19 protein-coding genes and 2 tRNA genes are annotated in these 22,280 nt (G+C 41.5%); 13 read left to right on the top strand and 8 right to left on the bottom strand.

Annotated elements, in window-relative coordinates; all coding sequences use genetic code 11:
- Positions 1-142 precede the first annotated feature (142 nt).
- Positions 143-880, bottom strand: coding sequence for an enoyl-CoA hydratase-related protein (locus tag AAEZ00_RS19385; protein WP_101034134.1), 738 nt, complete (start codon positions 878-880; stop codon positions 143-145).
- A 35-nt stretch (positions 881-915) separates the two neighbouring features.
- Between AAEZ00_RS19385 and AAEZ00_RS19380 the strand changes: the two genes are divergently transcribed.
- From AAEZ00_RS19380 to AAEZ00_RS19370, 3 genes are read left to right on the top strand one after another with little or no spacing between them, the layout of a single operon-like run.
- Positions 916-1,395, top strand: coding sequence for a copper chaperone PCu(A)C (locus AAEZ00_RS19380; RefSeq protein ID WP_124012460.1), 480 nt, complete (start codon positions 916-918; stop codon positions 1,393-1,395).
- Positions 1,396-1,407: 12 nt separating this feature from the next.
- Complete coding sequence (locus AAEZ00_RS19375) at positions 1,408-2,379, top strand: DUF2333 family protein (protein ID WP_101034136.1); 972 nt, start codon at positions 1,408-1,410, stop codon at positions 2,377-2,379.
- Between the two features lie 2 nt (positions 2,380-2,381).
- Entirely contained in the window at positions 2,382-3,116 is a 735-nt protein-coding gene (locus AAEZ00_RS19370; RefSeq protein WP_124012459.1) for a TIGR04219 family outer membrane beta-barrel protein, read from the top strand.
- Between the two features lie 113 nt (positions 3,117-3,229).
- Here AAEZ00_RS19370 and tolC read toward each other — a convergent pair whose 3' ends face one another.
- Positions 3,230-4,525 (bottom strand): outer membrane channel protein TolC, encoded by a 1,296-nt coding sequence (tolC, locus tag AAEZ00_RS19365; RefSeq protein WP_101034138.1) that lies wholly within the window; start codon positions 4,523-4,525, stop codon positions 3,230-3,232.
- 428 nt (positions 4,526-4,953) lie between these two features.
- Between tolC and nudF the strand changes: the two genes are divergently transcribed.
- The 7 genes from nudF to parC all read left to right on the top strand — a co-directional run bounded on the left by nudF (position 4,954) and on the right by parC (position 13,033).
- On the top strand, positions 4,954-5,580 hold the full coding sequence (nudF, locus tag AAEZ00_RS19360; protein WP_124012458.1) for an ADP-ribose diphosphatase: 627 nt from the start codon (positions 4,954-4,956) through the stop codon (positions 5,578-5,580).
- Between the two features lie 39 nt (positions 5,581-5,619).
- Positions 5,620-6,057 (top strand): DUF1249 domain-containing protein, encoded by a 438-nt coding sequence (locus AAEZ00_RS19355; RefSeq protein ID WP_124012457.1) that lies wholly within the window; start codon positions 5,620-5,622, stop codon positions 6,055-6,057.
- A gap of 34 nt (positions 6,058-6,091) precedes the next feature.
- Positions 6,092-6,931, top strand: coding sequence for a 3',5'-cyclic-AMP phosphodiesterase (gene cpdA / locus AAEZ00_RS19350; protein WP_124012456.1), 840 nt, complete (start codon positions 6,092-6,094; stop codon positions 6,929-6,931).
- A gap of 65 nt (positions 6,932-6,996) precedes the next feature.
- Positions 6,997-7,569 (top strand): YqiA/YcfP family alpha/beta fold hydrolase, encoded by a 573-nt coding sequence (locus AAEZ00_RS19345; RefSeq protein WP_101034142.1) that lies wholly within the window; start codon positions 6,997-6,999, stop codon positions 7,567-7,569.
- Between the two features lie 70 nt (positions 7,570-7,639).
- Positions 7,640-9,526 carry a DNA topoisomerase IV subunit B gene (parE, locus tag AAEZ00_RS19340; RefSeq protein WP_101034143.1) on the top strand — a complete coding sequence of 629 codons (1,887 nt, stop codon included), beginning with the start codon at positions 7,640-7,642 and terminating at the stop codon, positions 9,524-9,526.
- Between the two features lie 55 nt (positions 9,527-9,581).
- A complete protein-coding gene (locus tag AAEZ00_RS19335) occupies positions 9,582-10,730 on the top strand; it encodes a PQQ-dependent sugar dehydrogenase (protein ID WP_124012455.1) in 1,149 nt (382 codons plus the stop codon).
- Positions 10,730-13,033 (top strand): DNA topoisomerase IV subunit A, encoded by a 2,304-nt coding sequence (gene parC / locus AAEZ00_RS19330; protein WP_101034145.1) that lies wholly within the window; start codon positions 10,730-10,732, stop codon positions 13,031-13,033. Before AAEZ00_RS19335 ends, parC begins: the two co-directional genes overlap by 1 nt.
- Positions 13,034-13,285: 252 nt before the next feature.
- Here the strand turns inward: parC and AAEZ00_RS19325 are convergent, their stop codons facing one another.
- From AAEZ00_RS19325 to rsgA, 6 genes are all read right to left on the bottom strand, one after another.
- Positions 13,286-13,477: a bacterioferritin-associated ferredoxin gene (locus AAEZ00_RS19325; RefSeq protein WP_101034146.1), complete on the bottom strand. Its 192-nt coding sequence runs from the start codon at positions 13,475-13,477 to the stop codon at positions 13,286-13,288.
- Positions 13,478-13,708: 231 nt separating this feature from the next.
- Positions 13,709-14,659 carry a D-2-hydroxyacid dehydrogenase gene (locus AAEZ00_RS19320; RefSeq protein ID WP_351089522.1) on the bottom strand — a complete coding sequence of 317 codons (951 nt, stop codon included), beginning with the start codon at positions 14,657-14,659 and terminating at the stop codon, positions 13,709-13,711.
- 36 nt (positions 14,660-14,695) lie between these two features.
- Positions 14,696-15,430, bottom strand: a complete 735-nt coding sequence (locus tag AAEZ00_RS19315; protein ID WP_101034148.1) for a glycerophosphodiester phosphodiesterase — start codon at positions 15,428-15,430, stop codon at positions 14,696-14,698.
- A gap of 24 nt (positions 15,431-15,454) precedes the next feature.
- Complete coding sequence (locus tag AAEZ00_RS19310; RefSeq protein ID WP_502959340.1) at positions 15,455-18,694, bottom strand: mechanosensitive ion channel domain-containing protein; 3,240 nt, start codon at positions 18,692-18,694, stop codon at positions 15,455-15,457.
- A gap of 304 nt (positions 18,695-18,998) precedes the next feature.
- On the bottom strand, positions 18,999-19,865 hold the full coding sequence (asd, locus tag AAEZ00_RS19305; RefSeq protein ID WP_351089520.1) for an archaetidylserine decarboxylase: 867 nt from the start codon (positions 19,863-19,865) through the stop codon (positions 18,999-19,001).
- A gap of 103 nt (positions 19,866-19,968) precedes the next feature.
- A complete protein-coding gene (gene rsgA, locus AAEZ00_RS19300) occupies positions 19,969-21,030 on the bottom strand; it encodes a small ribosomal subunit biogenesis GTPase RsgA (protein ID WP_101034151.1) in 1,062 nt (353 codons plus the stop codon).
- Positions 21,031-21,142: 112 nt separating this feature from the next.
- Between rsgA and orn the strand changes: the two genes are divergently transcribed.
- The 3 genes from orn to AAEZ00_RS19285 all read left to right on the top strand — a co-directional run bounded on the left by orn (position 21,143) and on the right by AAEZ00_RS19285 (position 22,279).
- Positions 21,143-21,688, top strand: coding sequence for an oligoribonuclease (orn, locus tag AAEZ00_RS19295; RefSeq protein ID WP_101034152.1), 546 nt, complete (start codon positions 21,143-21,145; stop codon positions 21,686-21,688).
- Positions 21,689-21,952: 264 nt separating this feature from the next.
- Positions 21,953-22,028: transfer RNA gene (locus tag AAEZ00_RS19290), tRNA-Gly, on the top strand.
- A gap of 178 nt (positions 22,029-22,206) precedes the next feature.
- Positions 22,207-22,279: transfer RNA gene (locus AAEZ00_RS19285), tRNA-Gly, on the top strand.
- Position 22,280: the final 1 nt, after the last annotated feature.

Raw genomic sequence — 22,280 nt, 5'->3', positions numbered from 1 at the left:
GCACCCCCAGTATCGGTCTGTTAGCTTACTTTGTGATAGCCGTAGTGATGAGTCAAAAAACGACTCGATTTTAACGTTTACTCAGCAGTGGGTAAACGGGGCCATGACTTTCCCCGTAGACAGGTTATATCGAGTAGGATATTTATTTTTGTAAGAAAGCTTGGAAGCGTTGTTTGGCTTCATCACTTTGTAAACGTTTAGAGAACTGAACTAATTCTAACTTCATTTGTGCTTTTACTTGTGCCTGATTATGGCGTAAAAGCTGTTTCGATGCTTGAAGTGACTGAGGTGGTTGTGCAGCAAGTTTTTTCGCTTGAGCTAAGCTGAAACTCAATAAATCGGCATCATCGACCACTTTATTAATAATATTTAATTCTGCCGCTGTCGTAGCATTAAATGCTTCTCCGAGTAAGATGAGTTCAGCCGCTTTTTGTTGGCCCACGATTAAGGGTAACAATAAGCTTGATGCGGCTTCAGGAACCAAGGCCAGACTAACAAATGGCATCTGAAATTTAGCACTATTGTCGGCATACACTAAGTCGCAATGAAGTAGCAAGGTTGTACCAATTCCCACCGCGGCCCCCGTTACAGCAGCCACAACCGGTTTTTTAAGATCCAATAAGCAAAACAAGAATTTAACCGTTGGATGCTCCTCGACTAATTCACCACTCTTGAGGAAATCTGCGATATCATTGCCTGATGTAAAACAGTTTTCTGTACCATGAAACATAAAGGCACGAATATCGTTGTCGGCTTCACCTTGGATCAGGTATTCTGTGAATTGCTGATACATTTCTAGATTAAAGGCATTGCGCTTTTCTGGACGATTAAAACTGATGATCCGTACGCCTTGATCATCTCTTACCTGAATATGACTCATTCGTAGCTTCCTGTTGTGAACGCGAGTGGGATTACATGGAGTTTAAGACATTGAAAGCAATATTCAAACATCTGTTTAACTTTTTAGTGCTATCATCAATTTCATTCGCAGCCAGCGCTAACGTTGTATTGGTTGATGGTCATGTCAGAGCAATGCCTGCGAGTGTGCCCAATACCGCGGCTTATTTTACGCTAGAAAATCATAACAACAGCGATGTTAAGTTAGTTGAAGTGAAGACGAGTGCGGCAGAAGTAGCGCAGTTACATACAATTATTGAAGAAGATGGCATGGTTAAAATGCGCCAAGTCGAAGGGTTTACTATACCGTCCCACGGTTCGTTAACGCTTCAACCTACTGGGGATCATGTGATGTTATTGTCGTTAACCGCGCCATTGGCTATTGATGATAAAGTGCCTTTAACATTAATTTTTGACGATGGTCAGCAACTTATGATTGAGCTTCCCGTGCTTAAGAAAGCCGAGACTCAACATGATGAACATCATCACCATAATTAAGGAGCAATATTGATGCAAGTAACAAGGAATAAAATATTAGCCGTTGTTGGTGTGCTTTGTTTAGTACTTTACTTTATGAGTGTGTGGTGGAGTGTTGCACCTGATCCAATTAAACCGGTATCGTCGAAAACAGATAACGGTAAGTTAATTGTGGGTTATGCCACAACAACGTCATTAATTGCCACAATGGAAACCTTGCTGGATAAACCCGGAGGTTGGCTCTCTAATGATATTATGCCTCCGTCAGTAATGATGGATAACATGCCTGCATTTGAGTTTGGTGCATTAGAACAGGCGCGAGATTTAGCGCTAACGATGCGTAAAGAATTTAGTCGTTCACAGTCGCAGTCCACTGCGGATGATGATTTATTAACGGCACATTCGAAGTTAAACATCGATAATACCAGTTGGTTAGTGCCAAGTGCCGAAGGTGAATATCGCGATGCGATCAAATTATTGAAACTTTATCGCGCTAAAATCAACGATGCAGAGAACAATAATGCGCAGTTTTATGCTCGTGCAGACAACCTCAATGAATGGCTGAAAGAAGTTCAAAAACGCTTAGGTAGTATCTCACAAAATTTATCTGCCAGTGTCGGCCAAGAACGGTTAAATACTGATCTAGCAGGTGATATTTCTGCGCGTCAATCGACCCCCGGTTTATCGAGTAATGAAATTAAAACCAGTTGGTGGAAAATTGACGACGTATTTTATCAAAGCCGTGGTTCCGCTTGGGCATTATTGAACTTTATGCGGGCCATTGAAGTTGATTTTGCCGATGTATTAGCAAACAAAAATGCTGCGGTCAGTTTACGTCAAATTATTCGTGAACTTGAAGCAACTCAACAAACAGTTTGGAGCCCTTTGGTTCTTAATGGAAACGGTTTTGGTTTAGTGGCTAATCACTCGTTGGTGATGGCTAATTATATTTCGCGTGCAAATGCCGCGGTAATTGATTTAACGAATTTACTCTCACAAGGATAATGATGAAAAAGACTCTTATTGCCACAGCTTTAGTGGGCCTGTTAAGCGTGTCATCGGCTCATGCGGCAACTGTATTAGGTTTTAAAGTCGGCGCTGATTACTGGCAGGCCGACACCACAAATGCATTTAATGATGATAGTGCTGTTGCGCACAGCTTTAATGATGACTCATCTCAAGGTAGCGTATGGATTGCTGTTGAACATCCATTGCCGTTTGTGCCTAATGTTAAAATTCGTGAAAATCGCCTTGAGTCGAGCACGAGTATTAGCAATGCGGACTTTAATTTTAATGGTCACAGCTATAGCGGTGCGGCGTCGGTCATTAATGACTTAAGTAATACTGACTTTGTGTTGTATTACGAAATCCTAGATAACGACTTAGTGTCTGTTGATTTAGGTGCCGCCTATAAATTAATGAGCGGTTCATTACGTGTTGCTGATGCCGGTCATCCTGAAGAAGTGGATATCGACAGCGGTATCGTGATGGGGTACGCCAGTGCACAAGTTGGCATGATTGGTTTAGGCTTGTTTGGCTTTGCTGATGTGATGTTAGGAGTGGACGAATCTAATGTGCATGACTATGGTGCTGGTTTGGGATGGCAGTTTGACGGATTAGCTGTTGATACTGCTATTCGTGTTGGTTACCGTGAGTTTAATTTTGATGTGAGTAACTTCTCTGGTGTGACGCAAAACACTGACTTTAGTGGCGCATTTGCTGGTGTTGAATTAGTTTTCTAATTGCAGACTATGTTAAAAGATCGTGCTAAAAGATCGAGCAAAAATATTGTGTTAATAATTGTATGCTCACAAAAAAACCGCCTATTGGCGGTTTTTTTATAGGAGATTAATCACTACTGAGCAATTAGTCCGCTGTTAATCGAGATAACATCATCTTCGGATAATGTACCCGCAGCCTGTTTTAGGGCCAATATAGAATTGATATAGCCATAACGCGCTTCAGACAATTGACGCTTTGAATCGTATAAATCACGTGTACGGTTCAGCACATCAACAATCGTACGCGTACCCACTTCAAATCCAGCTTGAGTGGCTTTTAATGCGCTTTCAGATGAAATCACCGATTGCTCATAGGCTTTTATTGAACTGATAGAAGCGTTAACGTTATTAAAGTTATTACGTACGTTCTTAGTTACACTGCGATGAGTTTGTTCTAATCTCTCGCTTGCTTCCACATATTGGAACTGAGCCTGTTTCACTTGCGAAGTCACTTTAAAACCTTCGAAAAGCGGAATGCTCAAGGTTACACCAATATTGGTATTGTCATAATCTGGACCTGGAGTCTGGTCAACGCCTTTGTTATAGCCGGCATTTAAGTTAAGTGAAGGCATGTGGCCAGCTTTGTACAATTTAATCGTCTCATTGGCGATATCTTTGGCGATACGTTGAGTCATTAAATCGATGCTACTGGTTTCGGCCATTTTTAACCAAGCCGCAGATGATGCTGGGGCAGGTGTAACGGCTGAAAAACGGTTAGTATCAAGAATATCAATTGATTTATGATCTACACCAGTAATTTCACGTAATGCTTCGTAGCTATTGTCTAGGGTATTTTGAGCAAGAATTTCTAATGCTGATGCTAGGTCATATTGTGCTTGTGCTTCATGAACATCAGTAATTGCCGTTAAGCCTACGGCAAAACGTTGCTTAGTTTGCTCAAGTTGGCGTTCAATTGCTGCTTTTTCTGCACCTTGGAACTCGAAGTTATCTTTAGCCGTTAATACATCAAAATAGGCTTTAGTGACACGGGTAATCAGCGATTGTAATGTCGATGCATAAGCAGAGTCTGCTTGAGACGCTGCCATTTCAGCAAGGTCTAAACCTACCCATGCACTGTGATCGTAAATAACTTGAGTTAAGTTAACACCACCTATTAATCCGTCGCTATCTTCTAAAGGATCATTCCACGCTTTAGCGTAGCCAACGTTTGCACTGATACTTGGCAATAACGGTGCACGATTTTCTTCAATACTTTCGTATAAGGCATCACGTTGTGCTTTGGCTTGTAAAACGATAGGGTCGCTAGTGAGTGCTTTTTGATAAATTTGAAGTAAATCGTCAGCTTGTACTGCTGGTGCTGCAATAGCAAATGCTAATGCTGCGTATAATGAACCAATTTTGAATTTCATTTGCTGCCCTTTTTAGACAATTCCTCGGTAAGATGAGGTGTTGATTAACTTATAAATTTGGTCATGTCCTCCGTTAAGATAATGAGATAACATTATTCAGTCTTAACGCGGCAATCAGTGTTAACTTACTTGCTTAATGAGTATGCATAATAATTTATAGCAGATATCGTCGTTCAACATCCACAACGCATTGCTCATTGCATTTTATTCACCATATGTTTATTACTGCATATTGTGCACTACTTACATATTGTGCGCTAACTGATAGTAGTGATTTTTTCATTTTCAAGTCAAATTTGAAGTGTAACAGATTTTATTTTAATTAGACCTGTTTTTGCTGATGCAAGCTTAAATGCTTAGTTATTAATTATGTTAATTTAAACTGTAAAATGACCAGATGGTTTACGTTTTGATCGATGAGGATAAATATGTCTGAGCAAGCCGCTATAACCACCTTTGACGCAGAGTCTGGGTTTAGTTTGATATCTAAAAAAGTATTATACAAAGGATTCTTCCAGTTGGACGAATACACCTTTAAGCATAAGCTGTTTAAAGGAGGCTGGAGTGGTGAGGTGAGGCGTGAGGTCTTTGAACGAGGCCATGCCGTTGTTGTAATACCTTATGATCCAATTCGTGACGAAATCGTATTGATAGAGCAAATCAGGGTTCCAGCATTAGCGACCACTAAATCAATCTGGCTTCTTGAGTTAGTGGCAGGTATAATTGAACCCGGCGAATTACCCGAGAAAGTGGCAGAACGTGAATTAGCGGAAGAAGCCGGATTAAGTTTATTAGGCTTAACATTTATAAACAGCTATTTGGTCAGTCCTGGCGGCACAACAGAGCGTTTTCATTTGTTTTTGGGGCAAGTCGATGCCACCAAAGCGGCTGGAATACATGGACTCGAACATGAAAATGAAGATATTCGGGTTCATGTTGTCAGTCGCGAGCAAGCTTATAAATGGGTAAACAATGGTCGTATCGATAATGCGGCGACGGTGTTGGGTATCCAATGGTTGATGCTGAATTACCAACAAATTCGTGACTCACTTTAACTTGTTGAATAGGATTGTGAGCAAGATAGGAATGATTGGGTGGCAGAGTTTAATCTGAAAAAAAAGCAAAAATATAAACCTAATGTCAGTGTTTTTTTAGCTGTGTGTGGCAGAAATTATGCACGTATTTTAAAATGGTTACCCGAAAAAATGAGCGTTAATGTGCCATGGCAGATTGAAGGTCAATTTGGTACCTTGTCGATCAATCTTCTTGAAAATACTAAGTATACTCAGCTAGTCGAAATATCTCGTCCTATACCCAATGGACATTTTTTTAAAACTCCCAAAGCAACTGTTCGTGTTTATCATGATGCTCAATTAGCAGAAGTGTTAACTAGCCAACAGATTTATCGCTTAAAGCCAATGTATGATTACCCTAATATACATATGCATCATAGCGATGAAAAATTTCAGGTGAATGCATTCCTTGAAGATCTGTTGAAGATTGGGTCTCGGAGAGTGACTTGCCAATCATAGCTATTTTATTCTTTTACCATGTTGGGAATCTTTAGTGCTTAAAGACGCAGTGCATTATTCTGTTACTGAAAATGAGCCTGTACGATTAGTACAAGTGACGGATCCGCATCTCTTTTCTGATCCAGAAGGACAACTGCTAGGTGTTAATACGGCCCAAAGTCTCCAAGCGGTGTTAAATACCTACATAGCCACTCAATATCCTGCTCATTTATTGTTAGCAACCGGTGATATTAGCCAAGATTACTCACCTGAGTCTTATCAGCATTTTGTGCAAAAGATTGAAATGTTAAATCTGCCTTGCCATTATTTACCCGGTAACCATGATGACCCTCGCTTGATGAGCTTGCGTATGCAAGGTGAAAAAGTGTTTGGCCAACAACGGGTGGTTATTGGTAAATGGCTGATATTAATGCTTGATTCTACTCTTCGAGGTAAGCCTGGTGGCCATATGGGCGAGCGACAATTTGCCTTAATAGATGCTGCAATTAACGCTGAACCCGATAAACATGTCTTGTTAGTGATGCATCATAATCCGATCTTAATGCAGTGCGCTTGGTTAGATCAGCACTGTATGATGAATGGAGAAGAGTTTTTGCAACGGACCAGCCGTTACCCGCAAGTGAAAGGTATTCTTTGGGGGCACGTACACCAACAAGTGGATAATATTCATTTAGGGGCGCATGGTCCTATTCAATTAATGGCGACACCGTCAACGTGTATTCAATTTAAACCATTATCATCCTATTTTGCCTTAGACCATCTTCAACCCGGTTATCGTTTGCTGGAGTTGGCAGGCGATGGTAGCATTCGTACTAACGTGTATCGCGTGCCAGGAAATCTATTTGCGCCAGATAATGAGGCCAGCGGATACTAGTTTACCGCGCCATATTATGTTAATAAGGACGCCCTTAGTGCTAATTAACCGTCTCGCGAGGGAATATGCTGCTTTATATACATGGTTTTAATAGTTCTCCACGGTCAGATAAGGCCATTCAAACCGCACACTATATTCAGCAACATTATCCACAAGTCGATTTTCACCAACCACAATTACCTTCGTCACCCATTGCTGCAATTACTTTACTGTGCAATATCACTGAGCAAGCGAAACGGCAAGGGCAGACATTGCGCTTTATTGGCTCGTCGTTAGGTGGTTATTTTGCCAGTTATTTAGCCGAAACCTATGGTGGTAGAGCCGTGTTGATTAATCCGGCGGTAAAACCGTTCGAATTATTTGAACAGTTTATCGGTCCTCAATATAATCCTTATACTGATGAGCATTATCAAGTGTTACCGCAGCATCAATATGATGTTGCTCAGTATAATACTCATGTGATCCGACATCCTGATCGTTTTCTCGTGCTGTTGCAAACTGGTGACGAAGTGTTAGATTATCGACAAGCACTACATAAGTACCATAGCTGTGAATTACATTTAGAGCCTAATGGTGACCACAGTTTTGTTGGCTATGAACAACAATTAGACAAAATATGTAAATTTATTCAGCTGTAACGTTTTAGCGTTACAAACAACGATCAATTTGAGCTAACTTTGGCTCTATCTAACTCCAAATGTGTGGATTATGACCAACCAATATACTTCTGACGCTATTGAGGTCCTTAATGGACTTGACCCGGTAAAACGCCGTCCTGGTATGTATACCGACACCTCTAGGCCTAATCACCTTGGTCAAGAGGTTATTGATAACAGCGTTGATGAAGCTCTGGCGGGACACGCGACTAAAATTGAAGTTGTACTCCATGAAGATAATTCCCTTGAAGTGACCGATGATGGCCGGGGTATGCCGGTGGACATTCACCCAGAAGAAGGCATTCCTGGGGTTGAACTTATTCTGACTAAATTGCACGCAGGTGGTAAGTTTTCGAATAAAAGCTACCAGTTTTCAGGTGGTTTACATGGGGTGGGTATTTCGGTCGTCAATGCGCTTTCTCTGCGTGTTGAAGTCAGTGTTCGTCGTGATGGGCATGTATATGAAATGGCCTTTGAAAATGGTTTTAAGGTTGAAGAACTGGTCGTGACGGGCACTTGTGGGCGCCGTAATACGGGAACTCGAGTGCATTTCTGGCCCGATACCAGTTATTTTGACTCGGCTAACTTTTTGGCCAGTAAATTAATTTATATACTACGAGCTAAAGCGGTATTGTGCCCCGGTTTACGCATCAAGTTTACCAATAAACAAAATGGTGAAGTGTATGACTGGTTTTATGAAAGCGGCTTAACCGATTACCTCAAAGAAGCGATAAAAGATTCTGTATTGTTACCTGAAGAGCCGTTTGTTGGCAGTTTTAAAGGCAAATTAGACGCCGCTGAGTGGGCGATTACTTGGTTGCCTGAAGGTGGGGATAGTTTGAGTGAAAGTTACGTTAACTTAATTCCGACACCATTAGGTGGTACTCATGTAAATGGCTTTAGACAAGGTTTGCTTGAGTCTATGCGTGAGTTTTGTGAATTTCGCAATCTTGTTCCTCGTGGTATTAAGCTATCGCCCGAAGATATTTGGGATCGTGCAGCGTTTATCTTATCGACAAAAATGCAAGATCCACAGTTTTCTGGCCAAACCAAAGAAAAATTATCCAGTCGTCAAAGCTCTGCCTTTGTTTCTGGTGTTGTTCGTGATGCCTTTTCTTTGTGGTTAAACTCCAATACTGAGTTAGCAGAACAACTAGCAGAATTGTGCATTAGTAATGCACTGCGACGTTTAAAAGCAGCTAAAAAAGTGGCGCGTAAAAAAGTGACTTCTGGGCCAGCATTACCGGGTAAGCTAACCGATTGCAGCGGTCAAGATCCGATGCGAGGTGAGTTATTTTTAGTGGAAGGAGACTCGGCTGGCGGCAGTGCAAAACAAGCTCGAGATCGTGAATTTCAAGCCATTATGCCGTTAAGAGGTAAAATTTTGAATACTTGGGAGGTCGATTCCTCGCAAGTGTTAGCCTCGCAAGAGGTGCATAATATTTCGATAGCGATTGGTTGCGATCCTGACAGCGATGATATTTCAGAATTACGTTATGGTAAAATTTGTATTCTAGCGGATGCAGATTCTGATGGACTGCATATTGCGACATTGTTGTGTGCGTTGTTCTTAAAGCATTATCGTGTATTAGTGAATAATGGGCATGTGTATATTGCTATGCCGCCGCTATTTCGTATTGATATCGGCAAAGAGGTTTTTTATGCTCTGGATGAAGCTGAAAAAACGGGGATCTTAGACCGTATTACCGCAGAAAATAAAAAAGGTAAGGTGCAAGTGACTCGCTTTAAAGGCTTGGGTGAAATGAACCCATTGCAACTGCGTGAGACCACTATGGATCCTAACACCCGACGCTTAGTTCAATTGACTATTGATGACGCCGATGAGACGGTAGCCTTGATGGATATGTTACTGGCTAAAAAGCGTGCTCCAGATCGTAAGACCTGGTTAGAAAGTAAAGGCGACTTAGCGTCACTTTAGTCGTGTTTGTTACTGCCAATAAGAATGTATAACATAAGGCAAAAAGATAATTAACATGCAGTATATTAACGTACGATTTTATCTTAACCTGGGCAGTAAATTTGCTTGCGCAGGTATAATATTATTAGGCTTTTTCCCCACACTCGCCATTGCCGCACAATCGGTGATGATCACTGTCACCAAAGGGTTTGGATTAAGCTTGTATGCCTCTGATTTAGGCGATATTAAGCAAATGACCGTGGGCGATAACGGTACTTTATTTGTCGGGTCTCAAAAAAGTGGCACCGTGTATGCGTTGGTTGATAGTGATCAAAATGGCCAAGTGGATAAGCGTTACCTTATCGCAAGGGGGTTAGATTACCCTGATGCGTTAGCCTTCCATAATGGTTCGCTATACGTCACTGAAGACGACCGTATCATTCGCTTTGAAGAAATAGAATCTCGTCTTCGCCGTCCTAGTCGAGCACGTGAAGTCTATTCAAATTTGCCAAGCTTAGATAAGAAATATTCTCGTTCGATGCACTTTGGCCCCGATGGACTGTTATATGTTGCCATTGGTTCGGCATGTAATGTCTGTGAATCACCTTCGCCATTTGGCAGTATTTTGGCCATCGATGTTGATCCCGGCGCCAGTGAGCAAGTTGCGTTTGGCCTTAGGAGTGTGACAGGTTTTGATTGGTCACCGGTGACCAACAAGTTGTGGTTTGCTGATTTAGGTCGTAATTGGATGGGCGATAATATTCCACCTGATGAAATAAACCGTTTAGAAATTAAAGGTAGCCACTTTGGTTTTCCTTATTTACACGCCACAGATGTGATTGAGCCTGCCTATGATAAACCTGAAAATTTAAATATCAGCGTGCCTGAATTCGAACTGCCAGCACACGTTGCCCCAACCGGATTAAGTTTTTACCGAGGAGAGCAATTTCCAGAACGTTATCGTAACCAAATATTTGTTGCTGAAAATGGTTCATGGAATCGTTCAAGTAAAGTGGGCTATCAAATTGTGATGCTGAGTATTGAAGATAATAAAATTAGTAAACGTGAAACCGTGGTGAGTTTTTTGGATGGAGAATTTCCCGTCGCACGTCCATTTGATGTGATTAATGCGCCAGACGGCGCAATGTACATTTCAGATGATTTAAAAGGTAATATTTACCGTTTGTTTTATAACGCACCCGAACAATCACAGGATATGAAATAATGAGTGATGCGATTGAATTAAGTCTTGATGGCGTAGAGCAAATGCCGCTTAGGCGCTTTACTGAAGAGGCTTATTTAAATTATTCCATGTACGTGATTATGGATCGTGCTTTACCGCATATTGGCGATGGTTTAAAACCTGTTCAGCGTCGTATTATTTTCGCCATGAGTGAATTAGGGTTATCGGCACAGTCTAAACACAAAAAATCAGCCCGTACTGTGGGTGATGTTTTAGGTAAATATCATCCACACGGTGATAGCGCATGTTATGAAGCGATGGTGTTAATGGCTCAGCCATTTTCCTATCGATATCCACTGGTTGACGGCCAAGGTAACTGGGGCGCGCCAGATGATCCTAAGTCATTTGCGGCAATGCGTTATACCGAAGCTAGACTATCAAAGTTTTCTGAAGTGTTATTGTCGGAATTAGGTCAAGGAACCGTCGATTGGGGGGTTAACTTTGATGGCACCATGAAGGAGCCTAAAACCTTACCTGCCCGATTACCGCATATTTTATTGAATGGCATTACCGGCATTGCGGTGGGCATGGCAACAGACATTCCACCACATAACGTGCGTGAGTTAGTTTCAGCTTGTGTTGAGCTTATCGATAATCCAAAAACTGATTTAGCCCGACTCATGGAGTTAGTGCCAGGTCCTGACTACCCGACTGAAGCCGAAATCATCACCCCTAGAGCCGATATTGAGCGGATTTATGATACCGGGCGTGGTTCAATCAAAATGCGCGCGGTTTACAAAGAAGAGCATGGTGAAATTGTCATTACCTCATTACCGCATCAAGCAAGTAGCGGTAAGATCCTAGAGCAAATTGCCAATCAAATGCAGGCAAAAAAGCTGCCGATGGTGTCTGACTTACGTGATGAATCTGATCATGAAAACCCAGTGCGATTAATCATTGTTCCTCGATCAAGCCGTGTTGATTGTGATCAGTTAATGACCCATTTATTTGCCACTACGGATCTTGAAAAAAGCTTTCGGGTTAACTTAAATGTGTTGGGACTTGATGGCCTCCCTAAAGTGAAAGGGCTAAAGCAACTATTAACCGAATGGTTAGAGTTTCGGATGACCACTGTAACGCGCCGCTTGCAATATAGACTCGATAAAGTGTTAGCGCGATTACATATTTTAGAAGCCTTGATGATCGCATTTTTAAACATTGACGAAGTGATCGAGATTATTCGTTTTCACGATGAGCCTAAAGCTGAGTTGATGTCTCGGTTTACCTTGTCAGATAAACAAGCAGAATCAATTTTAGAATTAAAGTTACGTCATTTGGCCAAGCTTGAAGAATTTAAAATCAAAGCTGAGCAAGACGAGTTAGCCGCCGAGCGTGACAAATTAGAATTATTATTAAGCTCAGATCGTCGTTTAAAAACCTTAGTCAAAAAAGAATTGATTCAAGATGGCGAGATTTATGGTGACAATCGTCGTTCGCCTATTATTGAACGTATTGATGCCAAAGCACTGACTGAACAAGAGTTAACCCCAACTGAACCTGTCACTGTCGTGTTGTCAGATAAAGGTTGGGTACGTTGTGCTAAAGGTCATGATGTTGATGTAAAAGGCTTGTCTTATAAGTCTGGCGACAGTTACCTGTGCAGCGTAATGGGTAAAAGTAATCAGGCGGCGGTGTTTATTGACTCAACAGGGCGAGCATTTACAACCGACAGTCACACGTTGCCTTCAGCCAGAAGCCAAGGTGAGCCGATTACCACGCGCTTTAATATGGCGCCTAACGCGGTAATGCAACATGTATTAATGGGTGAGGAAGAGCAGTTCTTCTTGTTGGCAACCGATGCGGGTTATGGCTTTATTTGTGCTTATCCTGATTTAGTCAGCCGTAATAAGGCGGGTAAGGCGTTACTAAGCCTACCAACGAATGCGTTAGTCATGCTGCCAAAGTTAATTAATAAAACCGCAGGTCAATCTTTGTTAGCCATAACTTCTGAAGGCCGCATGCTGATGTTTAGCTTAGATGCTTTGCCACAGTTATCAAAAGGTAAAGGCAATAAAATTATCGGTATTGCTACTGATCGAGCTAAAAATCGCGAAGAATTACTATTGCATCTGTGTGTGGTTCCTCAAAATGCCTCAGTAACGTTATGGGCGGGCAAGCGTAAGTTAACCTTGAAACCAAGTGATCTAGAGGAATATCGAGGTGAACGCGGACGAAGAGGTGCTAAGCTACCAAGAGGTTTACAACGTGTGGATAGTGTTGATGTTGACAGTGCCCATGTAGACAGTGAGCCAGGGGTAGACGATTCTGCGCAAACGTTAGATTAATGCTTAGATTAATGGCGTAGATTAACGCTTTAGATTAACGCTTTAGATTAATGGCTTATTTCAGGATCACATGGTTTCGTTAACCTTGTTGTTTGTCTGAACATTGCGAGGATCGCATTAATGGTTTGTCTGAACATTGCGAGGATCGCATTAATGTTAGTGAACCAGCCCTGAATTTTTCGGTTAGTAAATCGCTAAAGAATGAAAAAAAGCTGCTCATATGAGCAGCTTTTTTTATGAAAAGGAAATATTTTATGCAACTTCATAGAAATTGGGTTCGTACTCTAACTGAGTCTGAATGATTTGAGTTGCCATCCGAGCACATTTTCCACATTGGTCTGAAACGCCCAAACGCTTTCTCACGTCAGCAAGTGAGCAATCACCTTGGCTAACGGCTGCTTTAATTTGAGTGTCTGTAATGGCATGACAAAGACAAACGTACATAGAGAAAGCCTCTTCATTTAAAATGGGTCAGAGCTAAGAAAGTAACCTAATTCTAAATGAAAATAGTTATCATTGGCAATACCTTTCTTGTAAATATAATGATTATTTTTAATACAGTATGATCTACATCACTTTTTATGAAAAATTGAAGACTTGCAATAAAGCCGTATTTAACGAATTAGCCTATCTATTGTTCCGATCTGAGGTTAAACAATGCTATTTCAGCCCGTTTTAGTAGCCATGGCTAGCATCGACGACATAGTGCAATGATTTGGACTGTTGCCATCGGCAATAGTTTTGGCTAAATATTTGTACTACTTGTTCGGGAAAACTTGGCGCAGCGATATGCGGAGTAATAGTGACGTTATCGTAATGCCATAGTGGATGGTTAGCAGGCAAGGGCTCTTGTTCGAACACATCTAATATGGCTTGGCGCTGTGGGCATAGCATCAGTTCAGTTTGTAAAGCAGTCAAATCAATTGCGTTACCTCGGCCAATGTTAAATAACATGGTATCAGGTTTCAATAAGGGCAGATTTTCGGCATTTAATAGATGCTTGGTTTGAGGTGTATCGGGTAATACGCTGACAATGACATGTGCATGGGGCAAATAATCGGCTAATTTATCCATCGTGTCGATGCGATTAAAGCCACTCACGAGTGCGCCTTGGCGATTGAGCCCGCTGACTGTCATGCCAAAATGGTGGGCTGTTATCGCAAGGTGTTGAGCGATGGAGCCCGTGCCTAGTATTAATAGTTGTTGCCCTTGCAAAGTTCGGTAACTGCCTGGTCGCCAAAGCTGCTGGTGTTGTTGCTGCGTATACTGGGCATGGTGTCGATAATGGCTTAATAGGTAGCCAAAAACATATTCACTCATTAGCGGGCCAAAGACGCCGCGAATATTGGTCAGCAAATAATCATGTCGTAATGATGGTTGCATTAACGCATCGACACCCGCAAAGGTTGATTGTAACCATTTAAGCGCTGTTGCATGGGGCAGTAATGGTGCGGCTAAATGGGGTTCTGCTAACCAAATATCAGCATCATTAATATTGCTGAGCGTGTCATCGCCAGTATCAACGAGAATGTCATCGACAATTTCGAGATCTGGCAATGAATGCTTTGCCAATAATTGGCGATATTGATCGTTCTCTCTGGTCAGCAATAATAATTTATTCGCCATAGGGATTCCATGATTTAGTCTTGATACGTAGACGGCTTATTCAAACCAACCATGGTAGTCCACTGTGACCGGCATCATTGCTATTGCCATCGCTTTGTCTGGATAATTACTGAAAACACCGTCGACACCCATTGCTTTTAACGCTTGAATATCTTCATGATGATCAACGGTATACACAAATACTTTACCGCCGCGCTGATGGGCGTCATCAATAATAGCTTGATTAATAAAACTCACGTCAAGATTGATCGAATAGGCATTAAGCGTCGTCATTATTTGAGCTAAGTCTAGCGGGATCCCCGCCAGTAATGGGGCGATAATAGCTTGTGGGAAAGTGTTTTTTATCTGAGCCAAATAGGGGTGGTTAAATGATGATATTAACAGTTGTTCTGGGGTGTAATTGAGTTGCTCAAGGGCTTGAGGGTATAATGCAAGAAAGGGTTTTACGCAGCCAACGCCTTTTAATTCGATGTTGACGCTGCACAAGCCTTCGCTTTTTGTGCTTATCCGTTCGAGTGCCTGCCATAACGTGGGGATCGCTTGTCCGCCGACGGTAAATAGAGCCAGAGCTGCTTTTGTGGTTAAGTGGATCAGCCCTGTTCCGGTTGACTTACCTTCTAAACGGCGATCATGAAACACCACTAATTCACCTTCAACGCAATGCACATCAAGTTCAATGGCATTAACACCCAAATCGAGTGCTTTGTCTATAGCAATTAAGGTATTTTCAGGTTCATAACCGCTGGCGCTGCGGTGAGCAAAAACGAGCATAGCTTTCCTTAATTAAGACTTGAATTAGCCTTTATATAATCCGGTGGATTCTTTAGGCATATGATTAATATGAATGTCCATCTGCGGATAGGCAAGTTCGACATTATTTTCTTTAAGCTTTTTATTAATGAGTTTATGCAAGCTGTGGCGTAACGGCCAACGATCCGACATGTCTTTCGCATACGAGCGAATTTCGTAATCTTGTGTGTGTCGACCAAAACCGGCGAACCATACTTCTGGCTCCGGTATGGCTAATGATAAATCACATTCAAGCACGGCTTGATGAAGTAACATTTCGACTTTGGTTGGATCAGCATCACGAGATACCGATACTGTTACGATCACACGAGTTATCGGATCGGACAACGACCAGTTAACCAGTTGTTCGGTAATAAAGGCTTTGTTTGGCACAATAATTTCTTTGTGATCAAAGTCGACAATCGTAGTCGCTCTGATTTGGATTTTACTGACTGTACCTGATAGGTCGCGGATAGTAACGGTATCGCCAATACGAATGGGTTTTTCAAATAGAATAATCAAACCAGAAATAAAGTTAGCAAAAATTTCTTGTAAGCCAAACCCCAAGCCTACTGAGAGTGCCGCAACTAGCCATTGCAATTTAGCCCACTCCATCCCAAGAGTTGAAAAACCAAACAGTATGCCAAAAAACACCACTAAATAACTGCTCACAGTGGTAATGGCAAACCCGGTTCCTGGCGATAAATCTAATCTTTGCAATAACGTCAGTTCCATCAAACCGGGGAGGTTTTTAGCAATAACTAATGAGAAACCTACTAACATAATTCCAAATAGAATTGATTTCAATGTAATGGGCACTTGTTGCTCAATACCATTTACATTGCTGTTGGTGGTCCATAAAGTAATGCCATCTAAAAACGAGAATACCGCAGTATGCGTTTGCGCCAAAATGCCCAATAAGCTGGCGAAGAAGGCCAAAATTAAAATTGATCTCACTAAGCCCAGTGACTGGCTGGAAATGGTTTCTAAATCAACAATCGGTTCTTCATAGGTTTCTATTGGTTCATTGTTTTGTAATTCGTCTCTTTCTCGTTGTGCAAGTAACTCTGCACGCTTGGCTTTGGCACGATCAAATGCGATTAAACGGCGTTCAATCAACATCCAACGCTTAATTAACTGGTAAGTCAGCAAGAAGCCCAAGCCTAATAATACCGAAATTTGTAGCTGTAATAGAAGTTGGAATGCGGTGAAGTAGTAGCCGATCACCGCCAAGATTGCGCTAAAAACAGGGGTCCCGATCAGTATTGCCCATAGCGCTTTTTGAATGATAGCCATATTAGTGGCGCTAGGCTTATTTTTGCGATATTGGCCAATAAGTAACATGACTTCTTTATACAGCAGGAATAGCACAACACAGAAAACGATAAACGCACCACGGCCAAGACTGTTGCGTACTAATGAGGTATCTAACGCTTCGGTAAAGCCCATTAAACCGATTAATGGCGCAGATACCATGACAAACGAAGCCATGGTTTGTTGTGCTTGTTGGACAATTTCCTTCGGTCGTCGGAAATGACTGATCAAAATACCTTTATCAAGGGTTAACAAGAAAAAGAACTGATATATCAGATAACTGACACCAATAGCTAAAATGCCAATTCCCACGGCATACACCAGATTTTGTTCTGATCGCGAGAAAATAATCCCTGCCATTATCACCGGTAACGGCCTTATTAAGGCGTACGTTAAGCTGATGATTAGGGTTTTAATGGTGTATTTAAATTTATCTTGAGTCACATTGCCAACATATACTGCATAGCGACTAATCGCTTCATTGAACTTAGGTGTCAGCATGTCTTGTGCCATTAAACAACACAAAAATAAAATGCCCCACCAAGCCCAATAATTACTTTGTTCAGACCAAGCTTGTTGTAACAACTGCCACTGACTCGGTTGCAGTAACCAGACACTACTGTGACTTAAGTCAATTAACCATAAAGCGCCAATGCTAGGCGCATTGGGCACCCAAAATAGATGTTCGTTAAGAGTGTTTTTTAATGTGGTATGTAATTGATTTAATTGTTCATAACCAATGCGTAACTTAGCAAATTCAGCTAGATATTGATCGTAACTTTGCGATAGTTGATTGATTAGCTCTTGTTGTGATTGCAGTAATTTAATCTGGGTTTCATTAAACATGTCGCGGTTATCAAGTTGCTGGCTGTTCAGTGCTTGTTGCTGTTCTAATTTGTAGCGTTGTAAACGAGCATCGGCTAATTCTGTTTGCAGTTTGTCTAGATTGGGTGGCTTAGGTAATGATTGCAGCATCTGCAAAAAACGATCGCCAAAGGCGGAGTTAGTTTTAACCCAGGTAATTTGCTCAAGTACGTTTGATAGTTGGGCATTTTGTGATTGATAGCGTTTCTCAATTCGTTGTTGATTCTCGATCGCAGATTTTATATTACTGGTGAGGGTCTGTAATTGTTCAGCATAGTGCTGATTTACTTCGCTAAGTTCTTGAGATAATGGATCGGCAAGCTCTTGGGCATCAATTAAGTTATTGGCTATGGTGTCTGCGGTTTGCTGCTGGCGAGACTCAATGTTGTGTTTGTTGATAAGCTCAATAAAGATTCCTTGTTGGCTTAAAGACAAGCGATTGAGCTGCTGTTGTAGTTGAGTAATTTCTAACTGCTGAGGGTTAGCTAATTGTTCAGCTTGTAAGGTCACAATATGCTGCGCGAGCAGTTCTGCCTGAAGTTTGTTACGTTGGCCTAATGGAATATCAATTGGCGATTTTAGGGTTTTATTATGTTGCGTTAAGGCATTTTGTGCTTGAACAATTAAATCAGGTAATTGCGTTTGGCGTTGTGAAATCAGACGTAACTGCTGATTAAGGCTCGATTCGGTCTCTTTTAATTCCGATAAATGAAAATAGGCCATTGAAGCTTGCTGGTTAAGATCGATTTCAACATTTAGGCTTAACGGTTTCTGTGCTTCAGCAAGTTGCTCTGCCAGTGAGAGTTTTGCTTCGTTGTTAGAGCGTTCTATATTGGTATAGGTTTGTTGTTCAATTTGCAGCTTTTCAATGCTGCTTTCGAGTTCTGTAATTTGAGATTGTATATCAAGCGGCTGATTTTCAGATTGGCTATTGAGCCCCAAACGCTTATCTAGGGTTAGAGGGGTATTAGCAAATACAGAAACTGACAGTATATTTGCTATAAGAAAACACAGAAATAAACACGCTAAACGTAACATAATACTTGGCTCAGGCTGGAGTATGGTCATGGTAGCAAATTTGCGAGATTATGATCTATATTTTTGATGTCTTTGCTGAGTTTCAAATAAAGCTGTCGCAACAATCATTATTTATTTAATCGTGGTTGGAGTGGTCTGTTGCTCGTCTAAAATGCTGCGTGCTAGCACCAATCATAAAAGGGGGTAACACGATACTACAGCGCTGTTTTTGCGCTTAAAAAGCGCAATGCAGTGGTAAATGAGCAATGAGTTTACAATATAAAGCCGTACCACTCAAAAGCAGTACGGCTCAATATAGCTCAATTAATTCAGGGTGTGGTTTAGTGGTGGCGAGTTATTGCTGGTTGAATTTGGCGAATGGTTGACCCATACGCGTGGTTTCACCTGGTTCGACACCATCAGCAAATGTTGCAATGGCATCTTGCGCAAATAACATCACCACAGTGCTGCCTAGTTTAAAACGACCCATTTCAGCGCCTTTTCCTAAGGTAACCGCTTCTGGGCCTGTGGTTGGATAGTCCCAGCTAAACACTTGCTTACCACCTGGTGGGGTCACTGTACCGGACCAAATTGTTTCAATACTGGCTACAATTGTTGCACCTACCAGTACCATTGCAAGTGGGCCTGCTTCGGTTTCAAAAATAGCCACCACACGTTCATTACGGGCAAATAGTCCGGGCACATTTTGAGCCGTAAGAGGATTAACCGAGAATAAATCGCCTGGCACATAAGTCATTTTTGATAATGTACCTGTGATTGGCATGTGGATCCGGTGGTAATCTTTTGGAGCCAAGTAAATAGTGGCAAAATCGCCATCATCAAAACGTGCAGCATCATTCTTATCACCCCCTAATAATGCTTCGGTCGTATAACTGTGACCTTTGGCTTGGAAAATGTTGCGAGCGTCAATTGAACCACATTGACTTATCGCCCCATCAACCGGGTGCGCCATGAAATGGCTGTCTTGGCAGATAGGTCGCAGTTGAGGCTTTAATGCCCGGGTAAAAAAGGCATTGAAGGTTTTGTAGGCTTCGGGCTCAGGTTGCAATGCTTCTGACATATCAACTTTGTATTGTTTGATAAACCATTTAATCCCTGCCGTGGTGATAACGCCTACTTCTGCAGCGGCAAATTTGCCCACTAAGCGCGACAGAAAGTGTTTTGGCAACATGTATTGCAAAGCAATTTTAATTGAGTCCAATGTGTTTCCCTTTTCTCTCATCTGGTTGAACGATATAGTTTTATTCTACAGCCTACTATTTCTACAGCCTAGTCTTTATAAAGAGTATTAGGCATACAGAATATTATTCATCAATTGCACGGAAATGTCGTGCATGACGTTGTTCATCTAAACTGGCAATAATACGTTGATAATTACTAAAACGGTCTTTGGTTATTTTTCCATCAGCTAATGCTTGCTGTAAAGCACAACCTGGGTCGTCGCCATGTTTACAATCGCGAAACTTACATGTTCCTAAAAAATCTCTAAATTCGATAAAACACCAACCAACCCTGATGGCATCTAAATGCCATAATGCAAATTCGCGTATACCAGGTGAATCAATTAAATCACCCCCGCTGATAAAATGCAGTAACTTGGCCGTGGTGGTCGTGTGTTGACCTAAACCTGAGTTATCGGACACATCGCCAATTAATAGTTCAGCTTCTGGCATTAAAGCATTGATTAAGGAAGACTTTCCAACTCCTGATTGACCAGCGAAAACACTGACTTTGTTATTGAGTAAATCTTTAATGTCATCTACGCCTTCGCCTGTGTGGCTACTGATCCGATAAACCGGATAACCAATATCTTGGTAGCGTGTCAAAGCTCGTTCGATTTCATCACGATTGGTATCATCTAATAAATCAATTTTGTTCAGAATGATGATAGGTCGAATATCGGTATCTTCAGAAGCCACTAGATATCGATCAATAATTTGGGTGGTAAAGCTAGGCAAAACCGATGACACAATTAAGATTTGATCTATGTTGGCGGCAATAATTTTTACGCCGTCGTATAAATCTGGTCGAGTTAAAGAAGATTTTCGTGGGTGAACGGCTACGACAATACCACCGATACTGGAGCCGGATTGGACTTCAGTCGCGAGTCTTACCACGACTTTATCACCCGTGACTAAACTGGTGACCGCGCGACGAATATTACATCGCGATACCATACCGTTTGCAGTTTCAATATCGGCATGCTGACCAAAGCGAGAAATAACCACACCAGCTTGCTCAGGACCTAACAGATTGTCCTGTAACTCGGCATGTTGAGTGTTATCGTCATTGCGCTTTAATCGCTTAGTCTGATTAGCGCGCATTCGGCGTAATTGGCCCTGACTTAGGGGTTTCTTTTTACTCACAGGCTTATCTTCATTAAATAGGTGTTTTTTTGTGTGTCAAAAAAACAGTATGATACACACTCTTTTATAAAAATGCCTGAATTTAGGCGACAGATAACATAAGGCGGCATAAATGGCTGTTGATGCGAATAATCTAATTTGGGTTGATTTGGAAATGACAGGCTTAGAACCCGCTGTGGATCGAGTTATTGAAATTGCCACCTTAGTGACCGACCAAGACCTTAATATCATTGCTCAAGGCCCTGTACTAGCGATTTACCAAACCGATGCTGCTCTAGCAGGCATGGATGATTGGAACCAAAAACATCACGGCCAGTCAGGATTAATTGACCGTGTGCGCGCCAGTAAATGTTCTGAACAAGATGCGATAACACAAACGATTGATTTTTTATCTCAGTACGTGCCTAAAGGCGCATCGCCAATGTGCGGCAACAGTATTGGTCAAGATCGTCGCTTTATGAATAAGTACATGTCGGAGCTTGAAGAGTATTTTCATTATCGCAATATCGATGTGAGTACCATCAAAGAGTTGGTTCGTCGTTGGAGCCCTGAAACAATGAATGGCTTCAGTAAGAAAAATACTCATCAAGCATTAGAAGATATCAAAGAGTCTATTGCTGAAATGCAGTTTTATCGCACAGAAGTATTTAAAATTTAACCAATTGAACAATTTTTTTAAAAAAGGGGGTTGCAGCGTAGTAAAATTTACCTATAATGCGGCCTCAACTTTCTACAGAGCGCCAAACTCTGAGTCATAGAAAGTTGTATTGAAATTTGAAAGTATGCGACATTAGCTCAGTTGATAGGTTGAAAGACAATACCTTGCAGATTGTTAAAATGAAGCAACCAGTACGCGACATTAGCTCAGTTGATAGGTTGAAAGACGATACCTTGCAGATTGTTAAAATGAAGCAACCAGTACGCGACATTAGCTCAGTTGGTAGAGCGATACCTTGCCAAGGTATAGGTCATCAGTTCGAACCTGATATGTCGCTCCAAATTTCTGTATGATTTTAAAAGAAAGTGAAATATGTGCGACATTAGCTCAGTTGAGTTAATTGTAAGAGTCGATACCAATCTTGTTCCAAGGTATAGGTCATCAGTTCGAACCCCTCTTTATTTATAAAGAAGGTCGCTCCAAATTTCTGTTAGATTTTAAAAGAAAGCGAAAAGTGTGCGACATTAGCTCAGTTGGTAGAGCGATACCTTGCCAAGGTATAGGTCATCAGTTCGAACCTGATATGTCGCTC

This window comes from Shewanella sp. S1-49-MNA-CIBAN-0167, assembly GCF_040310145.1.
Classification (GTDB): domain Bacteria; phylum Pseudomonadota; class Gammaproteobacteria; order Enterobacterales; family Shewanellaceae; genus Shewanella; species Shewanella psychromarinicola.
This window is presented reverse-complemented; position numbering and strand designations above follow the sequence as displayed.